Source organism: Corynebacterium sp. LK2537 (assembly GCF_040946485.1).
Lineage (GTDB): Bacteria > Actinomycetota > Actinomycetes > Mycobacteriales > Mycobacteriaceae > Corynebacterium.
Map to the genome: position 1 here is coordinate 93416 of NZ_JAYWLQ010000006.1, position 20909 is coordinate 114324.

At 66.7% G+C, this 20909-nt stretch carries 18 protein-coding genes; 4 read left to right on the top strand and 14 right to left on the bottom strand.

All coding sequences use genetic code 11. The annotated features are described in order from the left end of the window. Positions 1–137: 137 nt before the first annotated feature. Positions 138–1523 (top strand): anaerobic C4-dicarboxylate transporter, encoded by a 1386-nt coding sequence (locus tag VVS03_RS08950; RefSeq protein ID WP_368534348.1) that lies wholly within the window; start codon positions 138–140, stop codon positions 1521–1523. A gap of 25 nt (positions 1524–1548) precedes the next feature. On the opposite strand, the gene VVS03_RS08955 is transcribed toward VVS03_RS08950, so the two are convergent. From VVS03_RS08955 to VVS03_RS08985, 7 genes are read right to left on the bottom strand one after another with little or no spacing between them, the layout of a single operon-like run. Further along, the gene (locus VVS03_RS08955; RefSeq protein ID WP_368534349.1) at positions 1549–2226 is read right to left on the bottom strand and encodes a GntR family transcriptional regulator; all 678 of its coding nucleotides are present in this window, start codon (positions 2224–2226) and stop codon (positions 1549–1551) included. Between the two features lie 49 nt (positions 2227–2275). Continuing rightward, positions 2276–2935, bottom strand: coding sequence for an SDR family oxidoreductase (locus VVS03_RS08960; protein ID WP_368534350.1), 660 nt, complete (start codon positions 2933–2935; stop codon positions 2276–2278). A 19-nt stretch (positions 2936–2954) separates the two neighbouring features. After that, entirely contained in the window at positions 2955–4145 is a 1191-nt protein-coding gene (locus VVS03_RS08965) for an alkylhydroperoxidase domain protein (RefSeq protein WP_368534351.1), read from the bottom strand. 55 nt (positions 4146–4200) lie between these two features. Further along, the gene (locus VVS03_RS08970; protein WP_368534352.1) at positions 4201–5793 is read right to left on the bottom strand and encodes a dipeptide ABC transporter ATP-binding protein; all 1593 of its coding nucleotides are present in this window, start codon (positions 5791–5793) and stop codon (positions 4201–4203) included. 19 nt (positions 5794–5812) lie between these two features. Further along, complete coding sequence (locus VVS03_RS08975) at positions 5813–6619, bottom strand: ABC transporter permease (protein WP_368534353.1); 807 nt, start codon at positions 6617–6619, stop codon at positions 5813–5815. Continuing rightward, the gene (locus VVS03_RS08980) at positions 6612–7583 is read right to left on the bottom strand and encodes an ABC transporter permease (RefSeq protein ID WP_368520364.1); all 972 of its coding nucleotides are present in this window, start codon (positions 7581–7583) and stop codon (positions 6612–6614) included. Before VVS03_RS08980 ends, VVS03_RS08975 begins: the two co-directional genes overlap by 8 nt. After that, complete coding sequence (locus VVS03_RS08985; RefSeq protein WP_409338396.1) at positions 7583–9205, bottom strand: TIGR04028 family ABC transporter substrate-binding protein; 1623 nt, start codon at positions 9203–9205, stop codon at positions 7583–7585. Before VVS03_RS08985 ends, VVS03_RS08980 begins: the two co-directional genes overlap by 1 nt. A 123-nt stretch (positions 9206–9328) precedes the next feature. Between VVS03_RS08985 and VVS03_RS08990 the strand changes: the two genes are divergently transcribed. Beyond that, positions 9329–11155, top strand: a complete 1827-nt coding sequence (locus tag VVS03_RS08990; protein WP_368534354.1) for an FAD/NAD(P)-binding protein — start codon at positions 9329–9331, stop codon at positions 11153–11155. Here the strand turns inward: VVS03_RS08990 and VVS03_RS08995 are convergent. Then, positions 11147–12310 (bottom strand): cystathionine gamma-synthase, encoded by a 1164-nt coding sequence (locus VVS03_RS08995; RefSeq protein WP_368534355.1) that lies wholly within the window; start codon positions 12308–12310, stop codon positions 11147–11149. The two genes, VVS03_RS08990 and VVS03_RS08995, sit on opposite strands and share 9 nt — an antisense overlap. 166 nt (positions 12311–12476) lie before the next feature. Between VVS03_RS08995 and VVS03_RS09000 the strand changes: the two genes are divergently transcribed. Both VVS03_RS09000 and VVS03_RS09005 read left to right on the top strand, forming a co-directional pair. Further along, complete coding sequence (locus VVS03_RS09000; RefSeq protein WP_368520367.1) at positions 12477–13487, top strand: mechanosensitive ion channel family protein; 1011 nt, start codon at positions 12477–12479, stop codon at positions 13485–13487. Continuing rightward, complete coding sequence (locus VVS03_RS09005) at positions 13488–13877, top strand: globin (RefSeq protein ID WP_368520368.1); 390 nt, start codon at positions 13488–13490, stop codon at positions 13875–13877. A gap of 101 nt (positions 13878–13978) precedes the next feature. Here the strand turns inward: VVS03_RS09005 and VVS03_RS09010 are convergent, their stop codons facing one another. The 6 genes from VVS03_RS09010 to VVS03_RS09035 form a co-directional block, all read right to left on the bottom strand. Further along, complete coding sequence (locus VVS03_RS09010; protein WP_368534356.1) at positions 13979–14977, bottom strand: HNH endonuclease signature motif containing protein; 999 nt, start codon at positions 14975–14977, stop codon at positions 13979–13981. A gap of 116 nt (positions 14978–15093) precedes the next feature. Then, positions 15094–15732 (bottom strand): hypothetical protein, encoded by a 639-nt coding sequence (locus VVS03_RS09015; RefSeq protein WP_368534357.1) that lies wholly within the window; start codon positions 15730–15732, stop codon positions 15094–15096. Next, positions 15733–16137: an acyl-CoA thioesterase gene (locus VVS03_RS09020; RefSeq protein WP_368520371.1), complete on the bottom strand. Its 405-nt coding sequence runs from the start codon at positions 16135–16137 to the stop codon at positions 15733–15735. It abuts the gene before it with no gap. Positions 16138–16169: 32 nt separating this feature from the next. Further along, complete coding sequence (gene ettA, locus VVS03_RS09025; RefSeq protein ID WP_296206630.1) at positions 16170–17840, bottom strand: energy-dependent translational throttle protein EttA; 1671 nt, start codon at positions 17838–17840, stop codon at positions 16170–16172. A gap of 134 nt (positions 17841–17974) precedes the next feature. Continuing rightward, complete coding sequence (locus tag VVS03_RS09030) at positions 17975–18559, bottom strand: single-stranded DNA-binding protein (protein ID WP_368534358.1); 585 nt, start codon at positions 18557–18559, stop codon at positions 17975–17977. A gap of 200 nt (positions 18560–18759) precedes the next feature. Beyond that, positions 18760–20838 (bottom strand): cytochrome c oxidase assembly protein, encoded by a 2079-nt coding sequence (locus tag VVS03_RS09035; protein ID WP_368534359.1) that lies wholly within the window; start codon positions 20836–20838, stop codon positions 18760–18762. Between the last annotated feature and the right edge of the window lie 71 nt (positions 20839–20909).

Below are 20909 nucleotides of genomic sequence, written 5' to 3' on the forward strand. Positions count from 1 at the left end.
TTTAGCAGATTTGGTCCCGAAACTACTAAGCGGCGAGCTGTGATTATTAGCTCGCCGCTTTCATTATGTCCGATTGTGTCCGCTTCGATAATATTTTTACTGTCCCCCTTGTTTGTTATTAGTGGAAAGGCACCTCGATGTTAGCCACTGTCCTCGCCCCGGACTCCGTCCTGGCGATCGTGCTGCAAGTGGTCATTATCCTTGTTGCCCTGGTGCTGGGTACCCGCTACGGCGGGCTCGGCCTGGGCCTGATTTCCGGTATCGGCCTGCTGCTCATGGTCTTCGTCTTCGGACTGGCCCCGGGCGAGCCGCCGGTATCGGTGATGCTGACCATCATCGCAGTCATCGGCTGCGCCGCAACCCTCCAACAGGCGCGCGGCCTTGAAGTCATGATGCAATTCGCCGAGAAGATCCTGCGCGCCCACCCGGAGCGCATCACCATTCTCGCTCCCCTCACCACGTGGTTCCTCACCGTGCTCTGCGGTACCGGCCACGTCGTCTACACGATGTTCCCCATCATCGAGGACATCGCGCTGAAGAAGGGCATCCGCCCCGAGCGCCCCATGGCCGTGGCCTCCACCTCGGCCCAGATGGGTATTACCGCCTCGCCGGTCTCGGTCGCTACCGTCTCGCTGGCCTCCATCCTGGCTGAGCACGCCGGCGTCATCGACCAGGCCTACTCCATCCCGCAGATCCTCATGGTCGCCATCCCGGCCTCCCTGTCCGGCGTCCTCCTGGCCGCCCTGTGGTCCCTGCGCCGCGGCAAGGACCTGGATAAGGATCCGGTCTTCCAGGAGCGCATGAAGGACCCCGAGTTCGCGGACTCCATCAAGAACACCAGCCACTCGCTCATCGGCGTGGAATTCCCCAAGGAAGCCAAGCGCTCCGTGGTCATCTTCCTGGTCGCCATCGTCTGCGTGGTCTTCCTCGGTGCCTTCGAATTCCTGCGCCCGCTCGTCCCGGGCGAGGACGGCGAGCTCTCGCCGGTGTCGATGAACCTGGTCATCCAGATGGTCATGCTTGTCGCCGGCGCCGTCATCCTGATGAGCTGCAAGGTCGACCACAAAAAGATTGCCAGCACCCCGGTCTTCAAGGCCGGTATGACCGCGGTCTTCTCCGTCTTCGGTGTGGCCTGGATGGCGGACACCTTCTTCCAGGCGCACATCGATGCCCTGGAGGCCGGCCTCGGCGACGTCGTCGCCCAAGCCCCGTGGGCCTACGCCGTCGTGCTGATTATCGTCTCGAAGCTGGTCAACTCCCAGGGCGCGGCCCTGGTCGCCATCGCCCCCATCGGCCTGCAGCTGGGCATCGACCCGGCCGTCATCGTCGGCTTCTACGGCGCGGCTTACGGCTACTTCATCCTGCCGACCTACCCGTCGGACCTGGCCTGCATCGGCTTCGACCGCACCGGCACGACCCGTATCGGCAAGTTCGTCATCAACCACTCGTTCATCATCCCGGGTGCCATCTCCGTGCTGACCTCGTGTGTGGTCGGTTCCCTGCTGGCGCAGGTGCTCCTCTAGCCCCTGCGCGGGCCAGCGCCCGCCCCTAAATATCTAGGTGCAGCTCCGCGACGTCGCCGCGCAACGCCATCTCGGTGAAATCCAGGGGGCGGCCGGCGGCGTCGAGTGCGCAGCGCTGCACCCGCAAAATCGGCGTGGTGCGCGACAGCCGCAGCGCCTTTTGTTCCACCGCGTTCGGCAGCGCCGGCTCCAAAGACTGCCGGTAGCTGGCCGGCTCCCGCCCGGCCCAGTGGGCCTGCAGATCTGACGCCGGCACGAAATGGTGGGAATACAGCGCCGGCGTCCCGTCGACGGTGTGCAGCCTTTTAACCGACCACACCCGCTCGGTCTCCGCAATCGCTAGCTGTTCGGCCACGGCCGGCGGCACCTGCACGTGAGATTCCTCGAGCTCGTCAATGACGAGCTCGTTTTCGTCGTTACTCAGCTGCGCGCCCAGGTCCTGGACGCGGCTCAAAAACACCACCGGCGCCGTAGTGCGCACGAACGTGCCGCCGGTGCGGCCGCGGCGACGATCGATAAGCCCCTCCAGCTGGAGGATGTCCAGGGCGTGGCGCACCGTCATGCGCGCGACGTTGAATTCGTGCACGAGGGCGCGCTCGGTGGGAAAACGATCGCCGGGTCGCAGCTCGGCGCGCTCGATACGCCCCCGCAGAGCATCCGCGATAGCCAGGTACGCCGGTTTAGAACTGGGCTGGTTAGTCACAGATTAAGTTTAGCGCATGAATCTGCCCGAGTTGTTCGACCCACGCGGCCTATTCCACGCGCGGGCGCACCTGAATTTCGGTCAGCTGCGTGGTCGGGCCGGCATCGACGACGGCGCGGATAGCGCGGGCTACCTCCACCGGGGCGATGACCTCGTCGCGGTTGTAGTCGGTCAGCCCCTGCAGCATCTCGGTATCGGTGGGCCCCGGCGCGACGGTGCTTACCCGGATGCCGTGCTCGGACTTGCGCAGCCCGTCGGCCAGGGCGTAGAGCGCGTGCTTGGTGGCCGCGTAGACCACGTTGTCGCCGAAGCCGCCACGGCCGGCGCCGGAGTTGATAAACACCACGGTACCGCCGGCGCGGTTGAGCGCCGGCAGGAGGCGCTGGGTCAGCATGGCCGGGGCCACCACGTTGATGGACAGGTGGCCTTCCCAGTCCTCCCGGCTGGCCGATGCCACCGAGCGCCGCTGCGCAATCGCAGCGGCGTGGACCAGCACGTCAACGCGGTCCAACTCCGGCAGGTCAAAGTCCTCGGTCAGGTCCGCGCGCACGCAGGTCACGCCGGGGCCTTCCAGCTCCGCCAGGCGCTCGGCGTTGCGGCCGATGGCGATTACGTGGTGATCGCGGGACAGGTCCGCGACGATCTCGCGGCCCATCCCGCCGGTGGCGCCGGTAACGACTGCGGTCTTGGTCTGTTCTTGGTTAGTCATACCGGCCAGTCTAGGCGCTCTAGCGGAAGCGCCGGGGCACGTCCGGGGTGCCCAGGGTCAGCATCAGGCGGTTCGCCCAGTTAAAGAAGGACGAGGAGTAGATAACGTCCAGGACCGCCTGGTCGTCTAGGCCCGCCTTCCGCAGCGCGTCGACGTGCTCGGCGCCGAATTCGAGCGGGGTCCGGCTGATAGCCACCGAGGCTTCGCGGATGGCGGCCCAGTCCGCCTGCCCCAGGTCGACGTCGACGCCGTCGTCGAGGAGCCGGTCGATGGTCTCCCGGTCGCCGCCCTCGTCGACGAAGCGCTGCTGGTGCACCGACGCGCAGTACTCGCAGCCGTTGAGGCGCGAGACCACCGTGGCGGCCAGCTCGCGCTCCGCGCGGCCCAGCCCGCCGTCGGTGTTGTAGAAGATGTCCAGGTCCGTCAGGGTGCGGGCCTTCAGCGCGGCGGGGTCGCGGGCCAGCAGGCGGAAGTAGGGCTGCTCGATGCGCTCCGGCTTGATCAGCGCCTCGCGCTGCTCATCGGTGAAGTCTTCCTTGCTCAGCCCCGGCACCCAGGGCTTCCAGCCCAGCGCGTGGTTGACAAAGCGGCCCGGGTGGACCACCTCGGGGGTCTCTACCCCGCCCGTGACCTCCCAGTCGGGTCGCTCCTGCGGGGTATCTGCCACGACCCCCGGCGCAGCCGGCTCCTCGCCGCTGAGTACCGCGATGCCGCGCACCACGCGCAGCTGGAAAGCCAAAAAGCTAATCAACTGCGCCAGGCTGACCATGCCGGTCGGCCCCCACCCGCTGGCGTCCAGGTGGCCGATGGCCGCCGGATCCGCGTCCTTCGGGTGGAAGACCAATAGGTGCGCGAAGTCAAAGGCCGCGCCCAGGCGCTCGCCCAGGCCTGCGAAGGTGCTATGGCCCCCGCCCGCGTAAGGGCCGCGGTGCTGGCCGGCCGCGATGGCCTCCTGGACCGGGGCGAGAAGCTCCTCGTCCTCGTCGCCGAGGAGATCCAGATAGAACTCCGCCGGGCGGCCGGCCTGCGTAATCCCGGCCACGAAGCCGGCCACGGCGTAGCGCTCGGCCTGGCTAAACTCGCCCGCCTCCGCCGGCTCCAGCAGGGCCTCGAAGCTCAGCTGGGCGTTGTCGCGCGCCGCCGGGCGGGCGTTGCGCAGCTGGCCCACCTGGGTGCTGGTCTGCGCCAGCTCGTCGATGATATCGGTCATTATTTCTCCTCTGTTCTTCGCTTCTTCTTGCTGTTGCTTCGCTTCGTTTTCGCTCTTACAGGCCCAAGTTTAGGTCGCCGCCCCGGTAGCGGGAGCCGGGGATGGCCTCGATGAGCCGGCGGGTGAGATCCGCCTGCGGGTTGGTAAAGACCTGGGCGGTCGGGCCGTATTCGACCTGCTGGCCGGATCCCAGCACGCTGACGGTGTCGCTGACCTGGTTGACCACGGCCAGGTCGTGGGAGATGAAGATATAGGTCAGCCCCAGCTCCTGCTGCAGGTCGTCGAGCAGGCGCAGGATCTGCGACTGGACGGTCACGTCCAGGGCGGAGACCGCCTCGTCCAGGACGACCAGCTCCGGCTCGATGATCATGGCGCGCGCGATCGCCACGCGCTGGCGCTGCCCGCCGGACAGGCGCGCGGGCAGGCGCTGGCCCATGTCCGGGTCCAGGGCGACCAGCTCCATGAACTCGCGCGCGGCCTCGCGCGCCCGCGCCCGCTTCATCCCCCGGAAGTTGACCAGCGGCTCGGCGATGGTATCCGCAATAGTCCGCCGCGGATCCAGCGAGCTATACGGGTTCTGGTAGACCAGCTGGACCTGGCGGCGGGCTTCCCGCCGGCCGGCCGCATCCAGCTCGGTCAGCTCGGTCCCGCCCAGCCGGATGCTGCCCGCGGTCGGCTGGTTGAACATCGCCACCGACCGGCCGGTGGTGGTCTTGCCCGAGCCCGACTCCCCCACCAGCGCGTGGGTCGTGCCCTTGGCGACCTCGAAGCTGACCCCGTCGACGGCGGTGAAATCGCCGAAGCGCTGCACCAGGCCGTCGACCCGCAGCAGCGGCTCCGCCCCGGCCGCGACCGGGGAGGCCTGCTGCCGGGTGAAATCAGCTGCGGTCAGGGAGGGGGCATCGGCGAGCAAGCGCTTGGAATACGGGTGTTGCGGGTCGGTGAGCACGGTGGCTGCCAGGCCGGACTCGCGGACCTGGCCGGCCTCCATGACCACGATCTGGTCCGCGCGGTCGCCGGCCACGGCCAGGTCGTGCGTAATAAACAGCAGGCCCAGGCCGAGCTCTGCGCGCATGTCGTCCAGCAGGTCCAGGGTCGTCTTCTGCACCGTCACGTCGAGGGCGCTGGTGGGCTCGTCGGCGATGATAAGCTCCGGCTCCAGCGCCACCGCCGCGGCGATGAGCACGCGCTGCTTCATGCCGCCGGACAGCTCGTGCGGGTACTGGTGGTAGCGGCGCTCCGGGTCATCGATGCCGACCCGCTCCAGCAGCTCCAGCGCCCGCGCGCGCCGATCAGCGCGGCCATGGATTTCCATCCCCTCTTCCACCGCGGCGCCGATGGTCTTCAGCGGGTTCAGGGAGTTGTTGGGGTCCTGCGGCACCAGCCCAATGTGGGCGCCGCGGATGCTGCGCCATTGCTTGCGGCTCAGCCCGGTCAGGTCGCGGCCCTGGAAGGTCACGGAGCCGGCGTCGACGGCGGCGTTGTCCGGCAGCAGGCCCAGGATGGCCAGCGCCGAGGTGGACTTGCCCGAGCCGGACTCACCGACGATCGCGGTCATCTGGCCCGGCTCTACCTCAAGGTTCACGCCCTGGACCGCCGGGGAGCCGTCGTAGGAGACGTTCAAGTCAGTAACAGTTAACAGTGACACGAGTTCCGCTCCTTGTGGTTTAGGCCTGCGCCCGAATGTTGCGGGAGAGATGGTTAGCGGCCATGACGACGGCGACAATCGCCAAGCCCGGGATGACAATCAGCCACCAGGCCGTGGCCATGAAGTCGCGGCCCTCGGCGATGATAAGCCCCCATTCCGGCGTGGGCGGCGGGGCGCCGTAGCCCAGAAAGCCCAGGATGGACAACTGCAGGATTGCGGAGCCGAACTGCAGGGTCGCCAGGGCCACCACGGGGGTCAGGGAGTTGGGCAGGATGTGGCGCACCATCACCTGCAGCGGGCGCGCGCCCGAGCCGTAGGCAGCCTCGACGTAATCCGCCCCGGCCACGCTGATGACCTGGGAGCGGGCCAGGCGCGCGAAGGCCGCGATGCTGGTGACACCGACGGCCACCGCCGCTTGGACGGAGCCAAAGCCCAGCACGATGATGATGGACAGCGACAGCAGGATGCCCGGGATGGACAGCAGCACGTCGACCACGCGCATCAGGACCGTGTCCACCCAGCCGCGCAGGCTGCCGGCCAGCACGCCGATGATGGTGCCGACCACCAGGCCGACGGCCACGGCGATGAAGGCGCCGACCAGGGACTGGCGGGCGGCGTAGACGACGCGGGCATACAGGTCGCGGCCGACGGCGTCGGTGCCGAACCAGTGCTCGGAACTCGGCGGCAGCAGGGCGACGTCGGTGCCCGCGTACGGGTCCGAGCTCGCCAGCAGACTGGGCCACAGCGCCGCGAGGGCGGCGATGACCAGGACGACAATCGCCACGATCGACGTCGGGCGGGTCCAGGGATTGTGGGGCTTAGACATGGGTCTTCCTTCCTGCCACCCGGGCCGGGGCCTTCTGGCCCCGCAGGCGGACGTCCAGGACCGGGTACAACAGGTCCACGACCAGGTTGATAATGACGTAGGCGGCCGCGGCGATCACCACTACCGCCATCAGCACCGGGGTGTCTCGGTTGGCCACGGCCTGGGCGGTCATCTGCCCCAGGCCGGTGCGGCCGAAGACGGTCTCGGTGACCACGGCGCCGCCGACGAGCTCGCCGAAGAGCAGGCCGGCCATCGTCAGCGCCGGGAGCAAGGAGTTGCGCAGCACGTTGCGCCAGAAGATCCAGGACTCCGAGGCGCCGCGGGCGCGCACCGCGTTGACAAAGGGCTGGCCCTGCGTCTGCTCGATGGAGCGGATGAGCACCTGCGTCAGCGGCGCGGAGATCGGCACCGCCAGCGTCAGCGTGGGCAGGATGAGACCCTCGATGCTGCCCGGCTCAATCACGCGCACCCAGCCCAGCTGGAAGGAGAAGACCTGGATGAGCAGGATGCCCACCCAGAAGCCCGGCAGCGAGACCAGCAGGGAGGGAAGCCCGCGGAAGAAGGAGCCGATCCAACCCAGGCCCGGCAGCGTCGCGGCGAAAGCGACCAGCAGGGCGACGATGACAGAGACCACGATCGCCGAGGCCGCCAGCGCCAGCGTGTGCGGCAGCGCGTCCGCAATAAGCGTGGCCACCGGCGCGCCGGACTCGGTGGAGTTGCCGAACTCGCCGACCAGGAACCCGCCCAGCGAGGTAAAGAACTGGACCCACAGGGGCTTATCGATGCCCATCGAGTCCCGGATCTCGTCAATCTCGGCCTGCGACAGGCCCAGCGCCGGGTCGCCGAAGCGGGACTGCACGGCGTCGGACGGCAGCGCGGACAGCAGGAAGAACGCGACCGTGTAGGTAATCAGCAGCACCAGCACTGCCTGCCCGAGACGGGCCAAAATCTGCTTTCCGGTCATTAGTTAATCTCCTCCACCTCGTAGAACCAGGGGCGGGCGACCGCCTCCGGCCGGAAACCTTCCACTCCCTCGGCGACCGCGTAAACCTGCGGCTCCTCGAACAGCGGCAGCGCGTAGGCCTTCTCCGTGATGTAATCCTGGGCTTCCTGGACCGCCTGCTCGCGCTCCTGGGTGCCGGTGACGGAGACGACGCGGTCGAGCAGCTGCTCCAGGTGGGCGTCGATGGGCTCGCCGGCGGAATCCTGGTTGAGGAAGGCGTCGCGGTTGTTGATGCTGTAGAAGGACGTAATCGCGTCGTAGTCGGCGCGCGCGACCATGGAGTGGTACAGCTGCACCTTGTCGATGTCCTTGGCGTCCGCGTTCTGCGTGGCCTGGTCGCCGGCGTTAATCTCCACGCCGATGCCGAGCCCCCCCAGCTGGTCCTGAATCATCGTCATGACCTCCTTGGAGCGCGGCTGCGGCAGCGCCGTGTTCGAGCGCAGCACCAGGCGCTTGCCGTCCTTTTCCCGGATGCCGTCCGGGCCCGGTTCCCAACCGGCTTCTGCCAGCAGCTCGCGCGCGGCCTCCGGGTCGTAGGCATAGGCGTCGCCCTGGTCCTTGTAGCCCAGCCCCGTTTCGGCCACGGTGGAGGTCGCCAGCGGGTAGGAGTCGGAGAAGAGCACGCGCAGGATTTCCTGCCTATCGATGCCGTGGATAATCGCCTCGCGCACCCGCTGGTCGCGCAGCAGCGGGTGGTCGAAGCGGAAGGCCAGCTGGTTGTTCATCGAGTTGGTGCCGCGGGTGACGATATTCACCCCGCGGGATTCCAGCAGGCTTTCCTGCGGCGCCGAAATCTGGCGGGCGATATCCGCCTGGCCGGACAGCACCGCGCCCGTGCGCACGGATTCCTCGGCGGCCAGGATGTAGTGGACGCCATCGATGGCGGCCCGGCCCTGGTGGCGCGCCTGAGGCGGCGCCCAGTCGTAGTCTTCGCGGGTCTTGAGCACCAGGTCGGTGCCGATCTCCTCGTGCTCGACGACGAAGGGGCCCGAGCCGATGACGTTGCGCGCGTTACCGGGGCCGAAGCCCTCGTTGTCCAGCTTGAGCGACTCATCGGACAGCAGGCCGGAGTTGTACGAGGCGGTGGCCTGCAAAAAGCCCGGCGAGGGGGCGGAGAAGTGGAAACGCACGGTGTCTTCGTCGATGACCTCGCCGCGCTCGTAGTTGGAGATCTGCTCGGAGGCGGTCAGCGTGCGGTCGCTGTCGCCCAGCCCGTAGAGGTCGAAATTCGCCACGACGTTCTCCGCCGTCAGCGGGGATCCGTCGGAATAGGTCACGTCCGTGCGGATATTAAAGGTGTATTCGGTGGCGTCCTCGTTAACCTCGGGCAGCTCCGTGGCGATCCAGGGAGAAAGCTCCAGGGTTTCCGGGTCCTGGTAGAGCAGCCGGTCGGTGATCTGGTTGACCACGCCGCCGTTCGGGTAGAAGCCGGCGGCCGGCGGGTAGAGCGTGCGGAAGAACTGCGGCTCCAGGTACGTCAGGACGTTGTCGGAGCTGCCGCCTTCCCCATCCGGCGCGGTGGCGCACCCCGCGGCCAGCGCTGCCGAGGCGACTAGACTGGTGAGGGTTCTGAGTAGTTTCACGGTGATGATGCTTCTTCGGGTTTAGTTCAACTCTTAACTTGTCTGCGAATTTAACACAGTTTAGACCGTTTAGTATCATTACTGTAGACCAACTAGTCTAATTTATTCTCTCGTCTCTGAAGGATGAAGACATTGTCAGCACCGTTAGCCGTGGCCATCGTGGGAATGGGCCCGCGGGGAATCTCCGTCATTGAACGCCTCGCCGCTCACCTCCACGAGCACCCCTCCACCCCACCTATCACCCTGCACATCATCGACGACGCCGAGCACGGCGCCGGCCGCATTTGGGAGACCGACCAGACCCGCACCCTGTGCATGAACACCCTGGCCGGCGCGGTCACCCTGTTCACCGAGCCGGAGTCCACCCTTTCTGCCCCGGCGCTGGAAGGCCCCATCCTCTACGAGTGGATCCAGCTCCTGCGCGGCGACGACCCGGCCGCGGCCGGCATCAGCGACGCCAAGGTGAAGCTGTTCCGCCAGTTCCCGCCCACCGTCGACCGCGCCTTTGCCACCGAGCTCGACGAGTCCCGGCCCGAGTCCCACCCCTCCCGCGCCCTCTACGGCGCCTACCTGCGCTGGGTGCTGACCGTCGCGCTGGCGCAGCTGCCCGATGACGTCCAGGTGGTCCACCACTTCAGCCGCGCTACCGGCATCGCCGACGCCGGAGACCACGACGTGGTGACCCTGGCCGACGGCTCCCAGGTCACCGCCGACAAGACGGTGTTGGCCTACGGCTGGCAGGTGCCGGCGGCTAACGACGAAGAGCAGCGCCTGGCCGCCGCCGCCGACCTCAACTGGGTGCGCCCCGACAACCCCGTCGAGCAGCCCGTCGAGGAGATCCCGGCCGGCCAGAAGGTGCTCGTGCGCGGGCTCGGTATGGGCTTCTTCGACGTCATGGCGCTGGTGACTATCAACCGCGGCGGCGAGTTCGTCGCCGACGACTCCGCCCGCGGCGGCCTGCGCTACCAGCCGTCCGGCCGCGAGCCCCAGCTGGTCGTTTCCTCCGGACGCGGCTACCCCTACCTGCCGAAGTCCCAGTACCACTCCCTGCCGCCGAAGGCCGATCTGTCCCGCTTTAAGGCCGCACTGGCGGGCCTGAGCGACGACTTCGACTTCGGCGCCGAGGTCCTGCCCGCCCTGGTCCGCGACGCCTACGCCGCCTACTACCCGGAGCGCGCCGCCGACATCGATGCCGCCGAGCTGCACGCCGACACCCTGCCCGCCCTAGCCGCCGAGCTCACCGCGGCGCTGGGCTGCGAGTTCCGCCTCGACTACTGGATGAACCCGCTGGCCGCCTACGACGGCGACGACCCGACCGGTTTCATCGCCGCCGGCTTGGAGCGCGACATCGCCGAGTCCCAGGCCGGGCGCGACTCCCACCTCAAGGCCGCCCTGTGGGCGATTTCGGCAGCGCGCAAGCCCGCCTCTATTGCGGGCTCGGAAGGCCGCATGAGCTGGGACTCGCGCACGGGTTCCTACCGCGAATTCATGGCCTTTGGCCAGATGATTGGCTCCGGCCCGCCGCTGTTCCGCACCCAGCAACTGCTCGCGCTCATCGATGCCGGCCTGGTCACCTTCTTAGGCGATCACCCGCAGCTGGAAATCGGCGACGAGTTCACCCTGCGCACCCGTTTCGGCGCCGCCAGTTCCGACTGGCTCGTCGATGCCTGGATGCACCAGCCCGACGTGCGCCACGCCGTCGACCCGATGTCGGTGTCGATCCAGGCGCGCACGCGGCCCTTCTACGACCACGGGCACCCGACGGGCTCGCCGGAGACCACGTGGCAGCGCCGCACCGTCCACCCCGACGGCGCGGTGGACGAGCGGCTGCACATCATTGGTATCCCCACCTATGCCCAGTGGCCGGATACCACCATCTCCCCCATGCCGGGGACCGATCCCCTGATGCTGCAGGAGACCGACCGCACGGCCGGCGACCTGCTAGCTTAGGGCGTCCAGCGCCTGGGCGAGGTCGGCCAGCAGGTCGGCCTCGTCCTCAATACCAATCGACAAGCGCACCATATCCGCCGGCGGGACCAGCTCGGAGCCTTCCGCCGAGGCGTGCGTCATCTTCTGCGGGTGCTCGACCAGGGACTCAACCCCGCCCAGCGACTCCGCCAGACAAATCAGGCGGGTGTTCAGGCAGAACTGCTCCGCGTGCTCGGGGCTGTGGAAGCGAACCGAGAGCATGCCGCCGAAGCCGCGCATCTGGCCCGCGGCCGTCGCGTGGCCGGGGTGGTCTTCCAGCCCCGGGTAATAGACCTGGCTGACCTCGGGACGGGCGGCCAGGTATTCGGCGACCGCCTGCGCGTTGGAGCAGTGGCGCTCCATGCGCACGCCCAGGGTCTTGATGCCGCGGGCGGTGAGGTAGGCATCGAAAGGCGAGGACACCGCGCCGACGCAGCCCTGGAAGTACAGGAGGCGCTCGTCGACGTGCGCATCGTTAGTGATGACGGCGCCTCCGAGGACGTCGGAGTGGCCGCCCAGGTACTTGGTGGTCGAGTGGACCACGTGATCCGCGCCCAGGGCCAGCGGGTTTTGCAGGTAGGGCGTGGCGAAGGTGTTGTCCACCACCAGCGCGGCGTGCTTCTTCACTTCCGCTACGGCCGCGATATCCGTGACCGACAGCGCCGGGTTGCTGGGCGTTTCCAGCCAGATGATGCGGGTGTTGTCGCGCACGGCGGCCGCGACCTCGTCCGGGTTGGTCGTGTCCACGACACTCAGCTGAATGCCCCACTCCCCGAAGTCGTGGTGCAGCAGGCGGTAGGTGCCGCCGTAGGCGTCGTTGCCCAGGATGACGTGATCGCCGGGGCGGGCCAGGATGCGGATGAGCGTGTCGATGGCCGCCATGCCCGACGAGAACACGCGGGCAAAGCTGGCGTCCTCCAGGGCCGCCAGGGTCTGCTCCAGGGAGCGGACCGTCGGGTTGGCCACGCGGCCGTATTCGAAGCCGCCGCGCAGCTGCGCGAGGCCGTCCTGCGCGAACGTCGTGGAGGCGTAGATGGGCACGTTGATGGACCCCATGTGTCCGTCCGGGTGGTAGCCGGCGTGGATGGCGCGGGAAGTAAATCCCTGGGCGAGGTCTTGCTTCGTCTGCTGCGTCATGCCACCCAACCCTAGACCAAGCTGTCCAGTTTTGGCCCGCCGCTGCCGCCCTTTTATTCATCCGGTTATTCATCCGGCAGCCAGCGGCGCCGCCCCCATCATTCAGTCGGCACTCAGAGCCGGCAATTACAATCGATCAACGAGTCAACTAAGAGAAAGAGAGTGCATGAGTCTCACAGTGTTAGCTAGTTCCGCCGGCACGACTGCCGTCGACGCCGTCGACACGGTCAGCAACTGGTGGGAGGACGAACAGGTCCGCTCGTGGGTCATCGAACGCCCCGTCAAGATCGTGGTCATCCTGCTGATCGCCGTCGTCTCGCAGTGGGTGCTGCGGCGCGTCATCAACAAGCTGGCCAGCAAGGCCGCGCAGACCCCCAGCGGCGCCGCCATCCCGCGGCTGCCCCTGACCGTTAAGCCCACCAAGGCGCAGCGCGAAGAGGAAAGCCGCCAGCAGGCCGCGATGAACCGCAGCCAGGAAAACCGGCGCAAGTCCCGCATCAAGACGCTGGCCGGGGTCAGCAAGTCGGCCGTGGGCATCGTCATCTGGAGCTTGGCCGCCCTGCTCATACTGGACCAGCTCGGCGTGAATATCGCGCCGCTTATCGCTTCCGCCGGTGTGGTTGGTGTCGCCCTTGGTTTCGGCGCCCAGTCACTGGTCAAGGACTTCCTGTCCGGTGTCTTCATGCTGCTGGAGGACCAGTACGGCATCGGCGACACCATCGACGTGGGCGATGACATCATCGGCGACGTCGAGGACATCACCCTGCGCGTGACCAAGGTGCGCGACATCGACGGGACCCTGTGGACGGTCCGCAACGGCGAGATCCTGCGCATCGGTAACTTCTCCGATCACTACGCCATCTGCCGCCTGCAGATCCCGGTGGGCCTGTCGAACAACGCGAAGGAGGCCTGGCGCGTCATCGAGGCGGCCGTCGCCGAGGCGGTCAAGGACCCGGAGATTGTCAACGAGGTCATCGACGAGCCCGTCATCAACGGCATCTCCGACTGGGAGCCGGACTACATCTCCTACCGCATTTCCATCAAGACGATGCCCGGCCAGCAGTGGCACGTCCAGCGCCACGCCCAGGCGCACATCCTGGACGCCATGCAGGAGGCCGGCATTTCCACCCCGTACCCCTACGGCGTGGGCATCATGCGGAAGGCGGACGAGAGCTAGATGCAGCCCAGCAGCGTTTACGATGCCATCGGGGGCGAGGAGACCTTCCGCCGCCTGGTCGCAGGTTTCTACGCCCGCGTGCGCGACGACGACATCCTGGCGCCCATGTACCCGGCCGATGACTTCGACGGCGCCGCGCAGCGACTGCAGTGGTTCCTCGCCCAGTATTGGGGCGGCCCCGCCGAGTTCAACGCCAACCGCGGCGCCCCGCGGCTGCGAATGCGGCATTTCTCCTTCCCCATCGATTCCGCCGCCGCCCAGCGCTGGCTGGACCTGATGGGTGCCTCCCTGGACGAGATCGAGGAGGAGACCATCCCGCCGGCGTACCGCGCGATGATCTGGGATCACATGCAGCGCGTCGCCGCGATGCTCATCAACCGCCCGGATTAGCCTCGGGCACGCCGAGTAGGCGCTACGGAGTAGTTTCCGTGGCGCCTTTTCTTGTGCCTTTGCTAGTGGCCCGACAGCCGTGGGGCTCGGCTGACTTTATGTCAGCCCCAGGGAGGATCCCAGGTGATGTGGCCGTGTCTTCGGTTGACCCGGCCGTGCCTGGGGTAGGCCGGGTCGTCGTCGTTCCACGAATTATGGAACTCACACAACAAGGTGAGATTCTCCTGGTTGGTCTCACCGCCATCGGCCCACGGGTGGATGTGGTGGACCTGGAACTCGTCGGCCGGCTTGCGGCAGTTTGGCCAGGCACATGTGGTGGTCTCGGCCTTGGCCATGTCCTTCTGCTTGGAGGAAGCATGGCGCTGGTAGCGGTATTGGTTGACCGGGCCACGCCTCGGATCCACCAGCGTGGCAAGACCCGCATCCAGAAGACATTGGCGGACGTATTCGGCACCCGTCATCGTGGTGCCGTTGGTTAGCTGCAGGGTGATTTCGTCCCCGTCACCTGACAGGATGCGTACCCAGTCGGGCAGGGAGATGACCACGTGCGTGGCCTTCGGCTGCTTGTTCAGCCCGCCGCTAAACAAGGCTTCGACGTCGGGGATGGTCTTAATTGACGCCCAGAGGTTTTCCACCAACTCCGGGTCCCCGGTCACCGAAAACGTGCTGGGGCCGTCTTTGCGGCGGGTGACCCGCACGCCTTCGGCCGGTGGGGCCGGGCGGTTAAGCTCCAGGACCTTGCGGTTGGCAAGGCGACGGAGTTGTTTGGTGGTGCCGGGGGTGTTGCACAGTTCGATGAGCATGGCCCAGGCCTCGCCCTGGTTGCGCACCCGGCGGAAGGCGTTGTCCAACACCAGCAGTGTGTCGAGGTGGTGTCCGGATTCCGCGGCGCCTTTCCTCGCGGCGGCTTGCTTCCTCGTGTAGGTGGTGTGTCCGAAGAAGGTCTGGCAGGCGCGGTAGTGGGCGGCCGCGGCAACGTCGGACATGACAGCCTTCAGGGCAGGCAGGCTCAGCTCGCGGCACAGGCCCACGTAGGAGATCCCGTCCGCGAAGATGGAGTGCGCTGCTTTCAAAGTGTCCATGGCTGTCGTTGCTGTCATGCCCCACACGCTAGAAGCACGCGTCAACCCCCACAAGGGCACAAATTCGCGCCTGTGGATAACTCCACCGACCGAGTGAAATAGTTAACGCTCGGGAACCACGGCCTGTGGACTACCTAGAACAAGGACAGGCGATTCGAGTGGTAGACGGTGCCGAAAGGGGCATCGAGGCGCACCCAGCGCCCCTTCGCCGCGACCCGCAGGTGCCGCGGGACCTCCATGGGCGCGGAGACCCCGGGGATGAGGCCCAGGCTGGTGCAGGCGAAAATCATGCGCATGGGCACCTCGACCTGCTTGCCCTGCCCCTCGACGGTCACCACGGTCTGGTTGAGCAGGCTCGACGGCGGGCCCAGCGGACCGGAAAATTGGCGCGCGAGGTCCTGGCCGGCATCGGCAAGCTCGCGCACGACCTCCACTGGAAGATGGTCCAGCAGCCGGAAGCCGTTCATCGGCGGCAGCGCGCCCGGCCAGACCGGATCGCGGGCCGGGCCCAGCTCCAGCTTGCCGGCGGCGTTGTGTTTCAGCAGCTCCTGCTGCAGCAGATAGGCGGAGACCACGGCCCCGTCGCGGGAGACTTTCCCCTCCACGCGGCGCGAGACAACGACCTCGAAAGGCGTGGTGACGAAGACATCGACCTCGTGCTCCGTCAGCTGGCGCAGCCGCGCGGAGCACCCGCCATCAACGCCGATCGCCCGGCTGACCAGCACCTGGAGGCCCTTGCCCCCGTTGCGCAGGTCCAGCGACTCGTTCGGCACCTACTCTTCCCCTACCTGGGTGAGGATGTCGCGCTCGGCATCGCTGAGCGGGCGCGGGCGCTGGGTCTTAAGATCCACGGCGACCTGTACGCATTCCACCACGCAGGCGACCCGGCCGTTCTTGTCCTTGATCTCCTGGCGGGTGGTCAGGGAGCTGTTGCCCAGTTCGACGACCTGCGTCTCGACCACCACGGAGGTGGTGCCGCGGGGCTCGATGGGCAGGCGGAAGTCCAGGTCCAGGTGCCGCACGAAAGCCGCGAATTCGTGCCCCTGCGAGTAGAACTTGTCTTCCGCGAACGCCAGCCGCGCTTCCTGGGCGAGCTCGACGTAGTTCGCGTTCATCAAATGGCCGTAGCGGTCGAAATCCGACCAGCGGACCGGTACCTCGTGGGTGTGGATGGACATCCTGCTCCTTTAACTGCGGTTAACTGCGTTGTCTAGCGGGTCAGCTTGCGGTGGGTCACGCGGGACGGGCGGGCGGCTTCCTCGCCCAAGCGCTCGACCTTGTTCTTCTCGTAGTCGCCGAAGTTGCCTTCGAACCAGAACCACTTGCCCTCTTCGACGTTGCCTTCCCACGCCAGGATGTGGGTACAGGTGCGGTCCAGGAACCAGCGGTCGTGGGAGATGACCACGGCGCAGCCCGGGAACTTCTCGAGGGCGTTTTCCAGGGAGCCGAGGGTCTCGACATCGAGGTCGTTGGTCGGCTCGTCCAGGAGGATCAGGTTGCCGCCCTCCTTCAGGGTCAGCGCGAGGTTCAGGCGGTTGCGCTCACCGCCGGAGAGCACCTTGGACGGCTTCTGCTGATCCGGGCCCTTGAAACCGAAGGCGGACAGGTAGGCGCGGGACGGCATCTCGTTCTGGCCGACGTGGATGTAGTCCAAGCCGCCGGAGACGACCTCCCAGACAGTGGCCTCGGGGTCGATGTTCTCGCGGTTCTGGTCCACGTAGGACAGCTTGACGGTGTCGCCGACCTCCACGGAGCCCGCGTCCGGCTCTTCCAGCCCGACGATGGTCTTGAACAGGGTCGTCTTGCCCACGCCGTTCGGGCCGATAACGCCCACGATGCCGTTGCGCGGCAGCGTGAACGACAGGTCCTTGATGAGCACGCGGTCGCCAAAGCCCTTGACCAGGTCCTTGACCTCGACGACCTTGTTGCCCAGGCGCGGCGGGGTCGGGATCTGGATTTCTTCGAAGTCGAGCTTCTTGTACTTCTCGGCCTCGGCAGCCATCTCCTCGTAGCGTTCCAGACGGGCCTTGTTCTTGGCCTGGCGGGCCTTCGCGCCGGAGCGCACCCAGGCCAGCTCGTCCTTCAGGCGCTTGCGCAGCTTGGCGTCCTTCTTGCCGGCAACCTCGAGGCGCTCCTGCTTCTTTTCCAGGTAGGTCGAGTAGTTGCCCTCGTACGGGTAGAGCTTGCCGCGGTCGACCTCGCAGATCCAGCCGGCGACGTGGTCCAGGAAGTAGCGGTCGTGGGTCACGGCCAGCACGGCGCCCGGGTAGTCCTGGAGGTGCTTTTCCAGCCACTGGACGGACTCGGCGTCCAGGTGGTTGGTGGGCTCGTCGAGCAGCAGCAGGTCCGGCTCGCTCAGCAGCAGCTTGGCCAGCGCGACGCGGCGGCGCTCACCACCGGAGAGGTTGGTAACCGGGGCATCGGACGGCGGGCAGCGCAGGGCCTCCATGGCCTGCTCGATCTTGGAGTCGACCTCCCAGGCGTCGGCGGCGTCGAGCTCTTCCTGCAGCTTGCCCATCTCTTCCATGAGCTCGTCGGTGTAGTTGGTGGCCATCTCCTCCGCGATCTGCTCGAAGCGCTGCTTCTTTTCGAAGATGTCGCCGAGGCCCTCCTCGACGTTCTCGCGGACCGTCTTCTCCTCGTTCAGCGGCGGCTCCTGCTGCAGGATGCCGACGGTGGCGCCGGGATCCAGGAAAGCCTCACCGTTGGAGGGCTGGTCCAGCCCGGCCATGATCTTCAAGATCGAGGACTTGCCGGCGCCGTTTGGCCCCACGACGCCGATCTTGGCGCCCGGGTAGAAGGCCATGGTGACGTTGTCCAAGATGACCTTGTCGCCGATAGCCTTGCGCACGTTTTTCATCGTGTAGATGAACTCGCCCATCATTCCCCTTTTCGTCCATTGGGTCAGGTTTTTATCACCACAAACACTACCGCAAGTCGCCCGCTGGCTACCCCTTAAGGCAAAGACCCGCCCGCGCCGCTCGGCGCTGACGGGTCTTTTCCGTAGGTGGTGTTTTAGTTCAGGACGCTGCGCGCGCTGGCGGCGGCGCGGTCCCCGGCGGTATCGGTAGCGGTATCCCCCTCCCCGTTGCCATCGTCCCCGGACTCCGCAGCTTCTGCGGATTCCGCCGGCTCCGGCGGCTTGGGCGCGGACTTCGACAGGTCCTTGTCCACCGGGTAGTCCAAAACGCTCTCGCCCGGGATCTCCACCCCGGCGGCGTTGGTGACGGTTTCGATCTTGCGGGCACCGATGACCCAGCGGTTCATGTCCAGGCCCAGCCAGGAGGCCTTCAGGTAGATGCGGCTGCGGGCCTCGCCGGCCTCGGTAGTCCACTGGCTGGTCACCAGCGAGCCGACGGCGATGATCGGCATCCCCTTCTGCAAGGTGATGCGGCAGGACTGGGCCAGCTGGCCCCAGACCTCGACGTCCATGAACACCAGGTCGGAGTCTTTCCAGGTGTCGGCGGTCTGGGTGGAGTTGTCGCGCACGCGCCGCGAGGAGGCGACGCGCAGGTTGGTTTTCATGGTCTCGTCGTTGAACTTAACCAGCTGCGGGTTGTGGGTGAGGTGGCCGAAAACGGTGATAGAAAGTTGAGACATTAGGTTGGATTCCCCTCGAGCAAATAGTGTTCTTCGCGCCCCGCGGTCGCGGGCCGCTGGTGTTCATGCTCGCCGAGGTCGCCGCGGCTGTAAACCGCCGCCAGCCGCACCTGTGGATAAACCCCGCCCCCACGGCAAGAAATATGCCTATGTCTGGGGCGGGGTGGCATCGTTAAGCACTATGGGTGCTGGTGAGGTACCTACATCTGCCGGAAACGACTAATGTCACCATCCTCGCTCAGCCCGGCCAACATGCGGTTGTATTCCTCCAAATCGGCGTCGTGATCCACGTCCGCCTTCGCGTCGTGGCGGGCGGCGGTGTTGCGATCCTCCCGCAGCCAGTCGACGAAGAGCTTGCCGAAGACGATGACCAGCGGGAACTGCCCGAAGCCCCAGGCGATGCCGCCGCCCTCGCGCTGGTCCGCCAGCAGGTCGATGTCCCACGGCAGGTTCAGAGAATTGTAGAACTCCTCGCCCAGAATGGCGTTGAGCTGCATGAGGTAGACGCCCATGTAGAGGTGGACCGGCATGGACAAAAAGAGCACGAATAGCCGGATGTGCACCGGCGCGCGGTGAGGCAGCGGATCCGGGCCGATGACCTCCCAGAAGTAGAGGTAGCCGGACAGCAGGAACATCCAGTTCATCAGGACGTGGCCGGCGTGCTCGGAGATCGCGAACTCGTAGAAGTCGAAGGAGAGGTAGATGGCGTAGAAGACCACGAGGAACTGCAGGAGGTTAACGCCCGGGTGCGTGATGGCGCGCAGGATCCGCGACTTCGTCACCGCCGCGGCGTAGTCGTGCAGGCTGGGCCGGCCCGGGCGCCCCGCGGGGAAGGCCTCCATGATGAGGGTCAGCGGCGCGCCGAGCACCAGGAACAACGGGATGACCATGGACAGGACCATGTGCCCCAACATGTGCATGGAGTACATGGCCGGGAAGTACAGGCCGATGCCCGTCGACATCACGACGGTCATCCCCAGCGAGCCGAGCATCCACCAGGTGGTGCGCACAGGCGACCAGCTCAGCCCGATCTTGCGCAGCCGGTAGAGGGCGTAGATATACAGGCCCGCCAGCACCAGGCCGATAACCCCGAACATGATGTCAAAGCGGAAAAAGGTCCACACGTTCCAGAAGGTGGGTCGCTCGAAGAGCTCGTAGCCCAGCTGGATCTGCATGGAGTTCAAGTTGGGATCCCGCGGCGGCGGGGGCGGGGTGCGGCCCATGGTAATCGCCACGCCGACGGTGGCGGCCATGACGGCCACCTCCACCACCGCCACGCGCAGGAACAGGCGCGGGCGCTTGTCCAGCTGCGGGATGGTCAGCTGGCGGTGGACAAAGCCCAGAAAGGCCAGCACGACCAGCAGCACCGTCTTGGTGGTGATAATCAGCCCGTAGCGGGTGGTCAGCCAGTCCGACCACTCCACGCGGATGGCGGCGTTGACCACGCCGGAGGCGGCCATAGCCAGCGCGGCGACGAGCGCGAGCGTGGAATAGCGGCGCACCGCCTGCCCCATCTCCGGGCCCAGGCGCCGGCCGTGCGCGATGAGCGCCATGAGGCCGCCGACCCAGAGCACCACGAACAACAGGTGCCAGAGGTAGGAGTTGGTGCCGTAGTCGTGATCGCCGCCGGAGGCCGAGTGCCCGTCAAACCCCAGGGGCACCACCATGGTGATCGACAAAAAGAGCAGCACCGGCTGCAGGGACCACTGCTGGCTAAAAAGGGTCAGCACGCCGACCAGCGCCGCGATCACCGCGGTGGCCAGCCACGCCTGAGCGGTGGCCACCTGGGACAGCGCCAGGCCCAGCATGTCCGGGCTTAGGACCTGGACGAAAGGCGTGCCGGAAACGTCCGACATGACCAGCGGGATTTCCAGCAGGGAGACAATGGCCACGCCGAAGGAAGCAAACATGCCGGTGCGGGCGGCGAGGTGGCCGTCGACGGTTAAGGGGGCATCGATAAGCCGTTCGTTGTCCCCCTCCGGCACGGCCGGGGAGATGAGGAACGCCGAGGTCAGGTAGGAGCCCACGGCCAGGGCCATGAGCATCCAGGCCGCACCCCGGAAAGCCGGCAGGCCGACGGTGGTCAGGCGGCCCGGATCGGGAATGCCCAGGGCCTGCAGCGAGTCGGCGAGGAAGAACATCGAGATGAACCCTCCGACCACCCCGGCAAAGACCGTGGCTGCCGCGTAAATACCCCAGCTGGACCGCACCGCTGGGGTGCCGGAACTGGGGCGAGGCTTCTTCGTCGCATCCGCGTCGGTGGCGTGGCTGAAAGACATGCCGCTATTCTACTTCGGCGACGTTTCCATAACGAAAATGATTAATGGTCTATTTTCTGGCACGATGGGAT

Bases quoted from the DNA above. Each gene is read 5' to 3' on its own strand.
- VVS03_RS09020 (WP_368520371.1), bottom strand. From the start codon at position 16,137: ATGTCCATCCACACCCACGAGGTACCGGTCCGCTGGTCGGATTTCGAC.
- VVS03_RS08975 (WP_368534353.1), bottom strand. From the start codon at position 6,619: ATGTCTAAGCCCCACAATCCCTGGACCCGCCCGACGTCGATCGTGGCG.
- VVS03_RS08960 (WP_368534350.1), bottom strand. From the start codon at position 2,935: ATGACTAACCAAGAACAGACCAAGACCGCAGTCGTTACCGGCGCCACC.
- VVS03_RS08990 (WP_368534354.1), top strand. From the start codon at position 9,329: ATGAAGACATTGTCAGCACCGTTAGCCGTGGCCATCGTGGGAATGGGC.
- VVS03_RS09010 (WP_368534356.1), bottom strand. From the start codon at position 14,977: ATGACAGCAACGACAGCCATGGACACTTTGAAAGCAGCGCACTCCATC.
- VVS03_RS09005 (WP_368520368.1), top strand. From the start codon at position 13,488: ATGCAGCCCAGCAGCGTTTACGATGCCATCGGGGGCGAGGAGACCTTC.
- VVS03_RS09030 (WP_368534358.1), bottom strand. From the start codon at position 18,559: ATGTCTCAACTTTCTATCACCGTTTTCGGCCACCTCACCCACAACCCG.
- VVS03_RS08980 (WP_368520364.1), bottom strand. From the start codon at position 7,583: ATGACCGGAAAGCAGATTTTGGCCCGTCTCGGGCAGGCAGTGCTGGTG.
- ettA (WP_296206630.1), bottom strand. From the start codon at position 17,840: ATGGGCGAGTTCATCTACACGATGAAAAACGTGCGCAAGGCTATCGGC.
- VVS03_RS08950 (WP_368534348.1), top strand. From the start codon at position 138: ATGTTAGCCACTGTCCTCGCCCCGGACTCCGTCCTGGCGATCGTGCTG.
- VVS03_RS08965 (WP_368534351.1), bottom strand. From the start codon at position 4,145: ATGACCGATATCATCGACGAGCTGGCGCAGACCAGCACCCAGGTGGGC.
- VVS03_RS08995 (WP_368534355.1), bottom strand. From the start codon at position 12,310: ATGACGCAGCAGACGAAGCAAGACCTCGCCCAGGGATTTACTTCCCGC.
- VVS03_RS09035 (WP_368534359.1), bottom strand. From the start codon at position 20,838: ATGTCTTTCAGCCACGCCACCGACGCGGATGCGACGAAGAAGCCTCGC.
- VVS03_RS09000 (WP_368520367.1), top strand. From the start codon at position 12,477: ATGAGTCTCACAGTGTTAGCTAGTTCCGCCGGCACGACTGCCGTCGAC.